Source organism: Cypionkella sp., assembly GCF_028290025.1.
Classification (GTDB): domain Bacteria; phylum Pseudomonadota; class Alphaproteobacteria; order Rhodobacterales; family Rhodobacteraceae; genus Cypionkella.
Genome location: NZ_JAQGKQ010000098.1, coordinates 1 through 15,156, shown reverse-complemented (window position 1 = coordinate 15,156; position 15,156 = coordinate 1). Strand labels below are relative to the sequence as shown.

General features: G+C 60.5%; 13 protein-coding genes and 1 pseudogene. 3 read left to right on the top strand and 11 right to left on the bottom strand.

Going from position 1 to position 15,156, the window contains the following annotated elements; translation table 11 throughout:
• The first annotated feature begins 116 nt into the window (after nucleotides 1–116).
• Both JWS10_RS17620 and JWS10_RS17615 read left to right on the top strand, forming a co-directional pair.
• Entirely contained in the window at nucleotides 117–683 is a 567-nt protein-coding gene (locus JWS10_RS17620) for a sigma-70 family RNA polymerase sigma factor (protein ID WP_299509157.1), read from the top strand.
• A gap of 9 nt (nucleotides 684–692) precedes the next feature.
• A complete protein-coding gene (locus JWS10_RS17615) occupies nucleotides 693–1,328 on the top strand; it encodes a ChrR family anti-sigma-E factor (RefSeq protein WP_299509114.1) in 636 nt (211 codons plus the stop codon).
• A gap of 24 nt (nucleotides 1,329–1,352) precedes the next feature.
• Here JWS10_RS17615 and JWS10_RS17610 read toward each other — a convergent pair whose 3' ends face one another.
• From JWS10_RS17610 to JWS10_RS17560, 11 genes are all read right to left on the bottom strand, one after another.
• Complete coding sequence (locus JWS10_RS17610; protein WP_299509113.1) at nucleotides 1,353–1,871, bottom strand: HutD family protein; 519 nt, start codon at nucleotides 1,869–1,871, stop codon at nucleotides 1,353–1,355.
• Entirely contained in the window at nucleotides 1,868–3,043 is a 1,176-nt protein-coding gene (gene rmuC / locus JWS10_RS17605; protein ID WP_299509112.1) for a DNA recombination protein RmuC, read from the bottom strand. The genes JWS10_RS17610 and rmuC overlap by 4 nt, the downstream gene beginning before the upstream one ends.
• Nucleotides 3,040–4,869 carry a DNA mismatch repair endonuclease MutL gene (gene mutL / locus JWS10_RS17600; protein WP_299509111.1) on the bottom strand — a complete coding sequence of 610 codons (1,830 nt, stop codon included), beginning with the start codon at nucleotides 4,867–4,869 and terminating at the stop codon, nucleotides 3,040–3,042. The genes rmuC and mutL overlap by 4 nt, the downstream gene beginning before the upstream one ends.
• 44 nt (nucleotides 4,870–4,913) lie before the next feature.
• Complete coding sequence (locus JWS10_RS17595; RefSeq protein ID WP_299509110.1) at nucleotides 4,914–6,230, bottom strand: pitrilysin family protein; 1,317 nt, start codon at nucleotides 6,228–6,230, stop codon at nucleotides 4,914–4,916.
• Nucleotides 6,227–7,561 (bottom strand): pitrilysin family protein, encoded by a 1,335-nt coding sequence (locus JWS10_RS17590; protein ID WP_299477113.1) that lies wholly within the window; start codon nucleotides 7,559–7,561, stop codon nucleotides 6,227–6,229. The genes JWS10_RS17595 and JWS10_RS17590 overlap by 4 nt, the downstream gene beginning before the upstream one ends.
• 92 nt (nucleotides 7,562–7,653) lie before the next feature.
• On the bottom strand, nucleotides 7,654–8,175 hold the full coding sequence (locus JWS10_RS17585; protein ID WP_299509109.1) for a DUF3035 domain-containing protein: 522 nt from the start codon (nucleotides 8,173–8,175) through the stop codon (nucleotides 7,654–7,656).
• Nucleotides 8,176–8,231: 56 nt separating this feature from the next.
• Nucleotides 8,232–8,729 carry a signal peptidase II gene (gene lspA / locus JWS10_RS17580; RefSeq protein ID WP_299509108.1) on the bottom strand — a complete coding sequence of 166 codons (498 nt, stop codon included), beginning with the start codon at nucleotides 8,727–8,729 and terminating at the stop codon, nucleotides 8,232–8,234.
• Entirely contained in the window at nucleotides 8,730–10,316 is a 1,587-nt protein-coding gene (gene purH, locus JWS10_RS17575; protein ID WP_299509107.1) for a bifunctional phosphoribosylaminoimidazolecarboxamide formyltransferase/IMP cyclohydrolase, read from the bottom strand.
• A gap of 18 nt (nucleotides 10,317–10,334) precedes the next feature.
• Nucleotides 10,335–12,074 (bottom strand): heparinase II/III family protein, encoded by a 1,740-nt coding sequence (locus JWS10_RS17570; RefSeq protein WP_299509106.1) that lies wholly within the window; start codon nucleotides 12,072–12,074, stop codon nucleotides 10,335–10,337.
• Between the two features lie 220 nt (nucleotides 12,075–12,294).
• Nucleotides 12,295–13,434, bottom strand: coding sequence for a saccharopine dehydrogenase family protein (locus tag JWS10_RS17565; protein WP_299509105.1), 1,140 nt, complete (start codon nucleotides 13,432–13,434; stop codon nucleotides 12,295–12,297).
• Between the two features lie 28 nt (nucleotides 13,435–13,462).
• Complete coding sequence (locus tag JWS10_RS17560) at nucleotides 13,463–14,515, bottom strand: saccharopine dehydrogenase (protein WP_299509104.1); 1,053 nt, start codon at nucleotides 14,513–14,515, stop codon at nucleotides 13,463–13,465.
• Nucleotides 14,516–14,684: 169 nt separating this feature from the next.
• Between JWS10_RS17560 and JWS10_RS17555 the strand changes: the two are divergent.
• Nucleotides 14,685–15,156 (top strand): annotated as a pseudogene (locus tag JWS10_RS17555) (hypothetical protein); the annotation flags it as partial.

Sequence of the window (15,156 nt, the reverse complement as noted above, 5' to 3'; positions counted from 1 at the left end):
TTTGTTGTGATCCAGTTACGGGTGGTGCGCGTAAAAGTTTCATGTTGCTTGACCTCGCCCCCTGCACGGCCATTTATGGCGCGAAGCTACCGCCCGTTCGGGTGGTGTGGCCGGACATGGGCACAGGGAAGTTGCGAGTGGTCGAGGCGTCGTGCGAAACCGATTGGGCCGCTCTGATGGTGGCGGTGCGCGATAGCCAGGATCGGGCGGCTTTCGCGGCGTTGTTTCAGCATTTCGCGCCCCGGGTGAAGGGTTTCTTGATGAAGTCCGGCACTGACGCGGCAATGGCGGAAGACTGCGCGCAAGATGTTATGGCGACGCTATGGAATAAGGCGGCGTTGTATGATCCTGCTCGGGCAAGCGTGGCGACATGGGTGTTCACCATCGCGCGCAATCGGCGCATTGATCTGGCCCGCAAGGCGCGCAGGCCAGAGCCCGATGCGTTGGATTGGGGGCCGGATAGCCAGCCAGATCAGGCCGATATTTACGAGGCCGGGCAGGAAACCGCGCGGCTGGTGGCAGCGTTAAGCGCATTGCCGGAAAAGCAGCGCACCCTGATCCAACGGGCGTTTTATGGCGAGTTGTCGCATTCCGAAATCGCGGCCGAGACCGGGTTGCCTTTGGGCACGATCAAATCTCGGATCCGGCTTGCGCTGGACCGTTTGCGTCAGAACATGAAGTAAGGCACTGAAATGAGTATCCGTCATCATCTGTCTGATGCGCTGTTGATCGCCTACGCGGCGGGGAATTTGCCCGAGGCGTTTGGGCTGGTCGTCGCCACGCATGTCTCTATGTGCGACGATTGCCGGGCACAGTTGGCAACGTTTGAGGCCGTTGGTGGTGCGGTTCTGGACGGTGATGCCGCGGTTGCGATGACTGACGGAGCGTTGGATGCGGTAATGGCGCGGTTGGGTGCGCCGGAAATTATTGCGCCGCCGTCGCCGCAGGAAGATTTTCCAGCGGCGTTGCGGGGTTATCTCGGTGGTGGTCTGGCAGCGGTGAAGTGGCGCAATCTGGGGATGGGGGTACGGCAGGCGATTCTGCCGACCAGCAAGGGTGCGATGGCGCGGCTTTTGTATATCCCGGCGGGGCAAGCGGTGCCCGATCACGGCCACCGCGGCACCGAGTTGACGCTGGTGCTGCAGGGTGCATTTCGCGATGCCGTAGACCGTTTCGGGCCGGGTGATTTAGAGATTGCGACAGAGGAGTTGCAACATACTCCGGTTGCAGAGGCAGGCGAGGCATGTATTTGTCTGGCGGCTACGGACGCGCCGCTGCGCTTTAACGCGTTCATTCCTCGGCTGTTGCAGCCGTTGTTTAGGATTTAACGAGCGAAGCCGCTGGCGCCAACCTTAGCGAAAAAGTCTTACGGCGATCATTTGGCCGACAAGCGATACGGGTTCATCGGTAAGTACAAGGTCGTAACGACCGACAACGGTTCCGTTGATTTCTCCGGTTTGCAGAGCAAAAATCGCAACCGTATCTCGCCCCGGCAACTGAGCCGTTCCCGTAATCACAGCCACATCCGGGCGGGGCAGTTTGCGGGCGCTCATTACGTTGAAATCATCGCTGGGCGTGGTGACGGCTTCGGCGCGGATCGGTGTGTCGCCCGCGAAAGCCACCGGGATCAAGGGTTTGGCGGGCAGGTGCAGGCCATCGCCGACCAAATCAAAGCCGGGGCCAGTGATGACGGTCAGATTGCGCTCGATGCCCGGAAACAACGAGAAATCGCCATTCTCAACCACCGAAGCGCGGGACAGTCGCCACAGCAGTTGGCCGTTTTCTTCAAGCTTCAGCATTTCCACAGTGACGCCTTTGCCATTGGCCCAAGGCATGGTTTTGTAGTCGGCGGGCGTCAGATGACGGATCATTCAGCTAATCGCGATGGAGATGTCGGTGCCGCGAGGATTGGAGTTGGCTCGTTGCGCTCCAACTCCTCGAAGTCGAAATTATCCAAACGCGCGGCACGTTTGCCAGCACGCTCGGCTGCGGTTGAGATGCCGTCGAGGTCGGCGCGGGCTTGGTTGAAATGGGTGGAGAGTTTCTCAGCCCGCTCCACCACAATCTCAACATCGCGGTGCAACTGCCGCAGGGTCGTGCGGATCGCGCCCGCCTGCTCGCGCATCCGTGCGTCTTTCAGCACGGCGCGCATTGTGTTCAACGTCGCCATGCAGGTGGTGGGCGAAACGATCCAGACACGGGCGGTGAAGCCATCGCGCACCACTTCGGGGAAGTTCGCGTGCAACTCGGCGTAGACCGCTTCCGATGGCAAAAACATCAGCGCGCCGTCGGCCGTCTCACCGTCAAGGATGTATTTCTCGGAGATCGCCTTGATGTGAACACGCACGGCCGAGCGAAGTTGAGCCTGCGCTTCGGTCGTCTCGCGCGGATTTTGGGCGCGGCGCAAAGCCTCGTAAGCTTCCAGAGGAAACTTGGCATCAATGACGATTGGCCCCGGTGGATTGGGCAGGTGGATCAGGCAATCAGCACGCTTACCGTTACTCAAGGTCGCCTGCATCGTGTAGGCGTCCGACGGCAATGCCTTTTGCACAATGTCGTTCAACTGGATTTCGCCAAACGCACCGCGCGCCTGTTTGTTGGCAAGAATGTCTTGCAGGTTCAAGACGTTGCCAGACAGCTTTTCGATATTGGCCTGCGCTTTGTCGATGGTTTGCAGGCGCTGCTGCAACTCGCCAAGACTATGCGCGGTGCGGGTGGCGGTGCCGTGCAGGCTTTCGCCCATCGCACGTTGCACTTCCGCCAAGCGTTTTTCCATCAGTTGCAGCATGGCCGCTTGGCTGACCGCTTGGTTCTCTGAGACATGGTGCAGACCGCCCGCTAGACGTTCCTGACCCTCGCCCAAGGCTTGCACGCGCTGACCGAGCCACCCCATTTCGCGCATCAGCGGTGCGGCCATGGTCGCCGAACGTCCAGCAGCGCGCAGGATCAGGATGAGCAGAGCCGCAAGCAGCAGAACCGCCCCGGCGATCAGCAGAATCTCAGGCGCGTTCCACGCATAGGTTTGGCCGAAAAGAGTGATCATCTGCGCCCGAAAAGCCTTTCGATATCGTGAAGTTTCAACTCCACATAAGTGGGGCGGCCATGGTTGCACTGACCGGAATGCGGCGTCGCCTCCATCTCACGCAGCAGGGCGTTCATTTCCTCTGCGCGCATTTGGCGACCGGAACGGATCGAGCCATGACAGGCCATGCGGGACAGGATCGCTTCCATTTTCGATTGCAGCGAATGGCTTTGGCCGAGGTCTGTCAACTCATCCAGCACGTCGCGCAGCAGGGCGGCGGCAGAGGTATTGCCAAGGATGGCCGGGATTTCACGCACCGCTATGGCGTTGCCGCCGAAGGGTTCGATGGTTAACCCCAGCGCCGTCAGATCCTGTGCAATCTCGAGCAGGCGGATCGCATCGCTGGCGGAAAGTTCAACGATTTCAGGGATTAACAGGGCTTGAGCTTTGATGCCAGTTTCCGCCATCTGACGTTTCAGGCGTTCATAAACAAGGCGCTCATGTGCTGCGTGCTGGTCAACGATCACCATACCAGTTGCGGTTTGGGCGATGATGTAATTCTCATGCAGCTGCGCGCGGGCGGCACCTAGCGGGGTGTTGGTGTCGTCCGTTCTTGCAGGCTCGAAGCGGGCAGAGGGTGCTTCGGCAAAGCCCTGAGCCTCTGGCGCTTGATAGGCATAAGCGCGGCCTAAAGCGGCGCTGCTGGGGCGGTCCATTTGGTAAATGCGGGGATAGGCGATGCTGGCTTGCATAGTGGGTTCAGGGCGCATCGCGGCCAAAGTCGCATCGGCGACAGTGCTGCTGGCGCGGTGGCCGGCTTGGGTCAAAGCGGTGCGCAACCCGGTGATGAACAGGCTGCGGGCGGCTTCGGGTTCGCGAAAACGCACCTCAGATTTGGCCGGGTGGACGTTCACATCGACGCGCTCGGGGTCGCAGATCAGGTTCAGCACGGCAGCCGGATGGCGGTCTCGACTGAGGAAATCGTAGTAAGCGACCCGCAAAGCGCCCAGAAGCGTGCGGTCGAGCACTGGGCGGCCATTGACGCAGACGAATTGCTGCACCGACGAGCCGCGCGAATAGGTCGGCAGGGCCGCGTATCCGGTAAGACGCAGGCCGTCGCGTTCGACGTCGATTTTCAGCGCGTTGTCGATGAAATCACGGCCCAAGACATGCGCTAGGCGACCGTGCAGGGCGTCGAACAGATCGCCAGTCAGCGGGTCTGCGCGGAAGATTGTGCGAGGGGGTTCCTCGGTGATCTCGGTCAGCGTGAAGCCGACATGCGGTTCGGCCATCGCGAGGCGCTTGATGACTTCGGCAATGGCTTGGGCCTCGGCGCGGTCGGTGCGCAGGAATTTCAGACGGGCGGGGGTGGCGTAGAACAGGTCGCGGAGCTCAACAGTGGTGCCGCGCGATGCGGCAGCGGGGCGGGCTTGGCCCAAGCGTCCGCCTGCGATGGTTAACGAAGCGCCGACGTGGCCGTCAGCGCGGGAGGTTAGGGTGAGGCGACCGACGGAGCCGAGGGAGGCAAGCGCCTCGCCACGAAAGCCGAACGAGCGGATATTGAGCAGGTCGGAGCCATCGATTTTCGAGGTAGCATGGCGCGCGACGGCGAGGGGCAAGTCTTCGGGGGTCATGCCACAGCCGTCATCGGTGACGCGAATCAGGACTTTGCCGCCAGCGGAATATTCAACGGCGATACGCTTCGCGCCTGCGTCTAAAGCGTTTTCGACCAGCTCTTTGACGGCAGAGGCTGGACGTTCCACCACTTCACCCGCTGCGATGCGGTTGATGGCGGCTTCGTCCAAAGCGCGAATGATGGGGCGTATATTGGGGGCATGCAGCGTCATGCCCCCAGTTCTAGCATTGTGTGGCGCAAACCTCCACAGATTCGCTATTCGTTCACAACCCCTGTCGGTTGCCCCACCACGGTGAAATGCAGATCATCCGGCTTGATCAAACGAGCGGCGACGCGTTTGACATCCTCCAGCGTGACAGCCTCGACCTTGGCATTGCGGGTCTTCGGATAATCGGGCGAAAGGCCCAAGTCCTGCATACCAACAAGGATCGAGGCAATCGTATCATTGCCATCAAAACGCAGCGGATAGGCGCCGGTCATATAGGTTTTGGCGTTGGCGAGTTCTTGCTCGGTCACACCATCTTTCGCCAGTTTCGCCCATTCGTCGCGGATCACCTTGATGGCTTCGGCAACTTTGTCATTGCTGGCTTGGAACTGACCGATCAGCACCTCGGCATGATCGTAGGCGGCAAGGCCGGTGCCGATACCGTAGGTCAGACCACGCTTTGTGCGCACCTCGTTCATCAGGCGGGCGCTGAAACGACCACCGCCGAGAATTTCGTTCAGCAAGCTCGCCGCAAAGTAATCGGGGTCAGAAAACTTCATGCCACCTTGGGCAAAAATGATCGTCGATTGCGGGCCGGGGAAATCTTGCACGGTGATGCCGCCTTTGGTCAGCAGCGTCGCCTCGGGAGGAAGCGGCGCACCTTGGGCGGGCAGATCGGCGAGTAAGTTGTCGAGCACGACGCCCAGTTCGGTTGCTGTGATGTCACCAGCGGCGGCGACGGTGATGCGGTCGCGCGCGATTGCGTCGTGGAATGCGAGTTCGATATCGTCGCGGGTCAAGGCGGTAACGCTGGCGATGGTGCCAGAACCATCCGAGCCATAGGGATGGGTGCCAAAACTGCGGGCGCGCTCCAAATTGGCGGCAATCGTGGCGGGGTCTTTGGCGTCCGAGCGCAGGCCCGACAAAACCTGTTCACGCACCCGGTCCACCGCATCTTGGTCAAAGCGCGGCTTGGTCAAGGCAGAATGCAGCAGTGCCAATGCCTGATCCCGGTTCTCGGTCAGGAAGTGGCTGGAGACCGAAACGCCATCAAGATCGCTGCTGAATTGGAAGCTGGCCGCCAGGCCATCGCGGGCGGCGGCAAAGCCTTGGCTGTCAAGCGGGCCCGCACCTTCCTCAATAAGCGCCGTCATCAAATTGACCGCGCCGCGCTGCTCGGGCGCATCAAGCGAGGTGCCGCCTTTGAAGCGGATCTCCAGCGCGGTGAAGGGGATACCGTGATCTTCCACCAGCCATGCCTTGATGCCACCCGGAGAGGTGACGGCTTGGATGTTGATTTCAGCGCGCAGTGGAGCGGCAAGCGTCAGCAGAAGAATTGCGGCTTTAAACAGGGTGCGAACGGTCATTCTGCGGCCTCTTTGGTGGTGAGCCATCCGGTGACGGCTTGATCGCGGTTAAAGACCAGCTTGGCTGCGGCCATCACGTCTTCGGGGGTGACGGCTTGCAGCACGTCCGGCCAATCCTGCACGTCCTTGACCGACAAGCCGACGGCCAGCGCCTCGCCATACATGCGGGCGAGGCCGCCTGCATCGTCGCGCGCATAGATCTGGCCCGCGCGGATCTGGGTCTTGATGCGGGCAAAATCGTCGGCGTTGACGCCGTCTTTCAGGAATTGCGCGATGACTTTGTCCATTGCAGCCTCGGCATCGGCCAAGCTGACACCCTCGGCAGGGACCACGACAAGCCCGAAGGTCTGCGGATCAACCGAAGTGCCATCGTAATAGGCCGAGGAATAGACCGCGGTTTGGGTGTCAAACTGCAACGCTTTGGTAAGCACCGAAGTCGTACCAGAGCCGCCCAGCAGATCAGCCAACACCGCGAGGGCTGCGGCTTGCTTCTGATCGCCGGGATTACGTTCGGGCGACATATAGCTGCGCGCGACATAAGGTTGGGCCACACGCTCATCTGCCAGCACCATGCGACGCTCGGCCAGTTGTGGCGGTTCTTCCGGGCGGTGACGCGGTTTTATTTTATCGGAGGTGGGCAGCGGTCCGTAGTATTTCTTGGCCAAGGCCAGCACATCGGCAGGCTTCACATCGCCTGCGACGATCAGGATGGCGTTATTCGGCGCATAATAGGCGCGATAAAAATTGATCGCATCATCGCGGGACAGCGCTGCTATTTCAGCGCGCCAACCGATCACCGGGATGCCGTAGGGGTGGTTCAGATATTGCGCCGCCGACATTTGCTCTTGCAGCAGGCTGCCGGGATCGGAATCTGTGCGCTGACCGCGTTCTTCCAAAATCACCTGCCGCTCGGTCGTCACATCTTCTTCCGACATGTTCAGATTGACCATGCGATCAGATTCCATCTGCATCATCAGATCGAGCCGATCAGCCGCAACACGCTGGAAATAGGCGGTGTAATCCTGCGTGGTGAAGGCATTATCATTGCCGCCCTGCTTTTCGACCGTCGCCGAAAACTCACCCGTTGGCACTTTTGCGGTGCCTTTGAACATCAGATGCTCGAAGAAATGCGCGATGCCGGAATGGCCGGGGGATTCGTCGGCGCGGCCGATTTTATACCAGACCATCTGCGTGACAACCGGCGCGCGATGATCTTCGATCACCACCACCTGCATGCCGTTATCAAGGGTATAGCTGCTGACTGTATCGGCGCTTGCGGGCAAAGACAGGGCGAGAAGGCCGAACATCGTGCGGCCAAGGGTGCGAAACATCGCGGTCCTCCGTTGGATGGGCTGCGGGGGCAACTTGCGGGCAAGCTAACCGCAACGGACGCCTACCGAAAGCCGGGGCAACGGGGTTGTGATCATTCGCCCTTATTACGTGGCGGGGCGGAAGGAGTGCGCGCACCTGCTGCCCGCCATCGCAGCAATTCTGCGTGCTGATCCAACGACATTTTGGCATAGGCTTTGTAATAGACGTTCTGGTTAAACAAACGCTCTAGCGGACGACCGCGATTTTTGCTGCGGAATTCAAGATCTTCTGCGGCCAAAGTCGCACGGATGCCCGGCGTTACGCCCTGACGGGTGGCATAGTTGTAAAGCCCCGCATCGCTGACGCCAGTGGTCGGTTGGGGTTTGCCGCCCAAGGCCAGGATAGCTTCATTCTGCGGTTGCGGATCGGTCATATTGCCGCCACCCGGCGTAGGCGCAGGCAGTTCAGCCAAAGATACTGGCATTTCCAGGGCTTTCGGCGGCAGAATCGCAAATTCGTCCGGGCCATTGCTGTCAGAGCGCAGATTCATCAGCTCTGGCGCCTTTTCGCTGCAAGCCGACAGCGCCAACAACGCTGCACCCGCGATTGCGAGAACCACCCGTGCTGATCGCATGTTGCTGCCTCCAGAAAGCCTTACCATCGCCGTCTTAGCCTATGATCCCGCCCGCGTCACGGGGTCTTTCGGCGCTTAGGCGGGGTTGGCTTGGCGGATTTGCCACCAAACAGCACCAAACCCAGCGCACCGGCGAAAATTGCGATGTCTGCGACGTTGAATGAATAGGGATTTTCATAGCCGCAACACGCCATCGTCAGGAAATCCGCGACATAACCGTAGGCAATGCGGTCCACCACATTGCCCAAAGCGCCGCCGATCAAGAGGCCGCCCGCGATCATCGACCATTTGCCGGGACGCTCGCGCCGCAGCCACCACAACACCCAAGCCGAGATCACAAGGGCTATGGCGATCAGCACCCAACGCATGAATTCCGCGCTGTTGGCGAATAGGCCAAAGTTGACGCCACGATTCTCGGCCCAGCGGAAGTTCAGCAGCGGGTCGAGCACTTCGATTTCGCCGCGTTCGCGTAAGGACAGAAGGCGGATCACGCCGAGTTTGCTCAGTTGATCCAGCAGGAAGACGATGATGGCGGTGAGGGAAAGCGCGCGCATCTAGTGCCGGAAATGCCGTTGATCGGTGAACACCATCGCAAGGCCCGCCGCATCTGCAGCCGCAATAACTTCATCATCGCGCATCGAGCCGCCGGGTTGGATAATCGCGGTAGCGCCCGCCTCGGCTGCAGCGAGCAGCCCATCGGCAAAGGGAAAGAACGCATCCGACGCCACCACAGAACCGACAGTCGGGCTTTGGCTAAGGCTAAGCGCATCGGCCATATCGCCCGCTTTACGCGCAGCAATGCGAGTCGAATCAATGCGGCTCATCTGCCCTGCCCCCACCCCAACCGTCGCTCCATCCTTGACATAAACGATAGCGTTTGACTTCACATGCTTGGCAACTTTCCACGCAAACATCAGGTCGGCAAGTTCAGTGTCGGTCGGCGCGCGCTTTGTCACCACCTTCAAATCGGCGGCTGTGATGCGGTCAACATCGCGGTCCTGCACAAGAAAACCGCCCGCGACCTGCTTGAAGGCGAGCGATTTCTCGGTGGGGTCGGGCAAGCCCTTGGTGGTCAGCAGGCGCAGGTTTTTCTTAGTGGCGAAGATCGCTTTCGCCTCATCGCTGGCACCGGGCGCAATCACCACTTCGGTGAAGATTTTAATGATTTCCTCAGCCGTTTCGGCATCAAGCGCCTGATTAAGCGCGACAATCCCACCGAAAGCACTCGTCTGATCGCAGGCATAAGCCCGCAGATACGCCTCTTTCAGCGTCGTCGCCGTGCCTACTCCGCACGGGTTGGCGTGTTTGATAATGGCGCAAGCTGGGCCCGCACCCGCAAACTCCGCCACCAATTCGAACGCCGCATCGGTGTCGTTGATGTTGTTGTAAGACAGTTCCTTGCCCTGCCATTGCTTCGCCGTAGCAACCCCTTCACGGCGCGAACCATCAGTATAAAACGCCGCCGCCTGATGCGGATTTTCGCCATAACGCAAGCCTTGCGCCAACACGCCGCCGAAGCTTTTAGAACGGGTGAACGGCTGGTTCAACTGCCCCGATAGCCAGCCCGACACAGCCGTGTCATAGGCGGCAGTGCGGGAATAGGCGGCCAGCCCTAGTTTCTGCCGGAACGCCAAAGTCGTCGCTCCGTCATGCGCTTTCATCTGGTCGATCAACCCGGCGTAATCGGCAGGATCGGTCAAGACCGTAACAAAGCGGTGGTTCTTCGCAGCCGCCCTGATCATCGCGGGCCCGCCAATGTCGATATTCTCGATGCAGGTGTCGTAGTCGGCACCCTTGGCGACGGTTTCCTCAAACGGGTAGAGGTTGACGACCAGCAAATCAATCGGCTCGATCCCATGCGCCGCCATTGCCAACAGGTGCTCGTCATCATCGCGCAGCGCCAGCAAAGCGCCATGCACATTCGGATGCAGGGTTTTGACGCGGCCATCCATCATCTCGGGGAAACCGGTGACGTCCGAAACATCACGCACTTTCAGTCCCGCCGTGCGCAACATACCGCTTGTGCCGCCGGTTGAAATCAACTCGACCCCCTGCGCAGCCAAGGCGCGCGCAAGGTCCAAGAGGCCAGATTTATCGGACACGGAAATCAGCGCGCGGCCGATCGGCACGAGGTTGGTCATCGTCTAGCCCCTTCGAGGTCAGATCGGAACCGGCATCTCATCGCGGTCCAGATCACGGATCGCAAGCGGAGTATCCTGTGCTTTCGCCAAGGTCCAGCCGATCCGCGTCTCGAGATCAACCGCGCGAGCCGAAAGGACAATCTGCCGCGTCGGACGCGGTTTTAAGCGGCCTTTCTCCAGATAAACCGAAGGCTCAAGGGACAAAGTTGCAAAGCCATCATGGCGAAACACCCAAATCTCTCCGCTTTTTAAGGCAAGTGAGACTGCAGCCCCACCCATATCCAGCGTTGCATCGACATCGGGATGCAAATGGAATCGCACAGCAAAGCCCGCACCTTGCAATTGCGCCTCATTCATCAACCGCTCAAATCGCGCCCGTTCGGCTTGAGTGCGAGCAATCAGCGCGTCAGTGCCCGCCAGCTTGCGACCGTTTTTCGTCAGCAATAATTCGCGGGAATGCGACAGGCCATGCGTCACCGACCACCCCGAATGCGCCATGTACAGGTGTAACCCATCCGGCAGCTGGCCCTGCCGCAGCGAAGTCACCTGCGCGCAATCAACCAATGCGTCACGCCCGAATGCCACCCGAGGGCCGGGCTTCAATCGGCTCGATGAAAACCCATCCACCGCCAAAGTTGCATGCGACGCCGTCGCCCGACCAGCTTGCCGCCAATCCGCCCCAAACGGCGCACCCGAACCACAACTCACGATCACCGGACGTCGCCCTGATGTCAGCTCGAACGCGGCTGTCGAGGCATGTGCCCACACTCCCGCAGCCCCACCCGGAGGCCGCGCCGCGTCGATAATCACCGTTGTACGGGCCTCGGCCATACGGACAAACCCCATTGCAAAGGCTTGACCGACGCTCGGTCCCGGTTTGACGCCCGTTGCGGCAAGCGCCATATCCAGGCGGCCTTCCAATCCACGCCCGCCGCCATGAAACCGGGCAAGCCCACCATCGGCATGGCGCAGCGCCCTCAAACTGGGCGCAATCCGCTCCAACGACGCGACCAAAGCGGGCGGCGGCGTGTGGCCCGCTTCGGACAGAGCCTGCTCGGCCCAAGTCAAAAGCGTGAAAACTTCCAGCAACTCCTCGGGGTTGCGGGTGGGAATACCGCCCATCGCGTCAATCTCGCGACCACATTCCACTGCCAAAGCGGCGACAGCCGGCGCAACGCGGGCTTCCATTCCGGTCAGCGCAAGACCGGCATAGATCAGCCCGGTCAGCGCCTCAAACCGCGGCAATCCGGGGGCTACATGCGCCCAGCGCCGTGACAAAAACACCACCTGCGCCGACAGACTGCGATAATAGGCATCGGATTGCACCCTATCGCGCCCTTGCAACAACAGCAGCGCGTGGTTTATCAGACGGATAAGCCGCCGTCCGGTCAGATCGGGCGTCCACCCCGGCCCTTGGCCGCGACCAAACCGCGCGATCCAATCCCATGTCCATTCCTGCGCCCGGGTGCGGGCGGCGGAATCGCCCAAAGCCGCCAGATCGTCCAGCCACAAAAATCCGTGCGTCTCAGTAGGGGCGCCGGGATCATCCAGCTTGACGTCCCAGATCGACGCGCCCACGGCTTGAACCAACTGTCCGGCAAACTGGAAATTGCCCGCCACCAACTGCCGCCCACGCGCATAAAGCCCGATTGAACGCGGTTCGGGCTGCGAGACAAATCCGGTCGCAGCTTGCGCCCGCAGCGCACGCCACATCGCCAGCCGATTGCCAAGGCTTCCCTTACCGGGCGTCCGTGTCATGCCGATCCTGTAATTCCTGTAGCCCGCTTCAGCCGCCGGGTCGTTGCAGGTAACATAACGCCCGAAGCCCTGCCTGTCACCGCTTCATCTTGGCGAAACATCCCCGCCGGAGGCCCTCCGCCTATCGAAAGCAAGAAAGGCCGGGCATTACACCCGACCTCGCAAGCAGCACCAAAGCCGCCGAGTGGTGCCTCGATGGCACCCGAAGCGGCACCCCGCCTCAGATATGCTCGATCCGCTCCATATATTGCGCAAGGCCGCGCACTTGGCCAAGCCAGCTTTTCAACAGCTTCGGGTCATGCGGTGCGGCATGCACACCGACGGCGATTTCACGGTTCAGCACCGACTCCACCGCGAAACTCACCGGGGTTGATACCAGCCGCGCCATAGCAGAGCCGCGCGCATCGCCCCAAGCATCCATCGCCCAAGTCTCATGGAACACCGGGCGGCCATCGCGCTCGGCTTTCAGCGACACGAACAAGATCACCCGATCCGGCTCTCCCGGCGCATAAGAGTTCTCGGCGACAAACTGCGCCGCCATTTCGGCCAGCCGTGCATCGCCGCTTGGCCCTTCCAGCGTCTCAATCTCGCGGAACACCGGTGTCCAAGCCGCTTCCCAGCCGTTCAGCCGAATGGTGCCGCGCACGAAATCCTTGACCTTCCAATCGGGATCAAACCGATAATCCTCCATGAACGGGTAGCTGTCACGGTTGGGATAAACCTCAAAGCTTTCCGGTTGCGGCAGCGGCGCGTCATAGCGGGTGATCGCATCCCACGGACGATTGACCCGCAATTCCGCAAAGTTCCGCAAGCTGCGCGAAGGTGAGCGCAGGGCTTTCAGCACCCCCAGCGGAGCCCATGAGAATTTGTAACGGAACGGGTTCGGAATCTTTGGCACACCGCCGCAATAGCTGGTGAAGGAGATCACGTTATCAACGTGGTAAGCCTTCGACGCCCGGTAGCGCGCCACCAGATCATGCGCCATCACGTGATCAATGCCGGGATCGAGACCGACCTCGTTGACCGAGACCAGACCGGCCTCACGGAACGCACTGTCCAATGCCTTCATCTCGGGCGCGATATACGATGACGATACAAAATGCGCGCCCTTGTCCAAGCAGGTCTGCGCAATCGCCACATGCTGATCGGCGGGCAACATCGAGATCGCAACATCACCGGGCTGCAAGGCTGCCGCTAAAGCCTCAAGGCTATAGGCGCGAATGTCCGCGCCCAGATCGCCGACAGCCTCTTGCGCCTTCTCAACAGTTCGGTTCCACACCACAACCTTGTGGCCAGTTTCAATCAGCCGCCGCAGGCCCGGACCAGATGACAGCCCTGTGCCACACCAATGAATCGTCATGCTTTTCTCCTTTACAGGCTGCCCGAGCTTAAAGTTTGGCCGAGTGCAGGACGAAATCCGCCTCGGCCCGGCCCCAAACGCCAGATTTCAAATCATTCAGCGTTGCCAAAGATGGCAACAACTGCGCCGCATAATCTTCGCTGCTTTCTACCGGCAACAACGACGGCAAGTTGTCAATCGCGGTCACGTCCAGCACTGGATCTTCCGCCACCCGCAAGGCAGGCGCATCCCATTCAGTCACCCGATCATAAACCTTGATCGGTGAGAAATCCGAGGTTGGATCGCAGGCAATATCACCGATCACCGTCAGTTTCCGCGCCGCATCGGTTTTGGCCGAAGCTGCTACGAACACCGGGCAACCGGGGCTGGCGAGGATGCAGTTCAGGAAAATCTCATGCTGCAACACCTCAGGGAACGGCCCGCCGCTTGCCGTTTCGGCCTGATCCCATTTTGTCACCGCCACGCCCAGCGCCGCGCACAGATCAGACGCACCGGTGCCAACCCGGCCCAAGGCACCGATCACGATGGCTTTCGGGCGCGGGAAGCCTGCTAGTTCAGCCTTCAAATCCGCCAGCAAGGCCGCTTTGCCGGGATACTTCGCCACTGGCCCAGCAATACCCCCACGCTGCTGTGCGGCCCAGCATTTCAGCGAAACCGCAGCACCCGCATAGCCCGCCCAATAGCCAAAGGCTGCCACCCGGCGGCCATTTTCATTCACCAGATATTCCAGATCGTACAGAGTGCCGCCGCCCGCTTTGAATCGCTTCAGCAACACCTGCCCAGCAGGTTGGCCTTTGAACGCATGGCCGAACATGATGTGACGATGGGTCAGCGGGGTGCCATCCTCGGGCAGTTCTTTCAGCCCAAAGATGATCGCATCGGCAGGCGCTTTCGGCCAAAGATTTTCTGCTGCAATCTCGCAACCCGCGCCCTTGTAGCCCTCAATGCCAATCGCGCGCACCGAGCTTTGCTCGACCGTCACCCGAATGCCCGCCTTGATCAGCGTCGCAGCACCTTCCGGCGTCAAGCCGACGCGCTCTTCATTCGGGCGCTGCTCTGCCCGGACCCACAGATGCGTCATGCCAATCCCCGAACTTGTCCAATTGTGCGGCTGAATATCAGATCACCGCGCAAGAAACAGGGGGCACGTCACCTCGCGGCCCGAATTTTGCCCAAGCTGCGGCATAGGAGAAGTGGCGAGGCGGCGGCGATGCGGCTATCGTCACCGCAACCCGCTGAAAGAGGCACCGATGTTCCTGCTGTCTTTGCTGACCGATGTGCTGTTTATCGGCCATTCGTTGGTCGGCCCCACACTGCCCACCGTGCTGGACGCCACCTTGCGGGCGATGGGTCAGCCTTCGGTCGTGCAAGCGCAGATCATCAACGGCTCATCGCTGGCCTACAACTGGGACAATTCCGCCAATGCCGAAGGCGTCGATGCCAAGGCGCGGCTGAAAGCGCAGCCGACCGACGTGCTTATCATGACCGAAGCGCAGCCGCTGAAAGCGCAGCTTCAGTATAACGACACTTCGGGCTACGTGGCAAAGTTCTCAGGGCTGGCGCTGGAAGCCAATCCGCACACAAGGCTTTATGTGTATGAGACTTGGCCCAGCCTGAACTCCGGTCCCGGCAATATCACCAAAGACGACCCCGACGCAGGCATTCCGTGGCGCGAACGTTTAGCACTCGATTTGCCTTTGTGGGAGGGCGTGGTAGCGGATG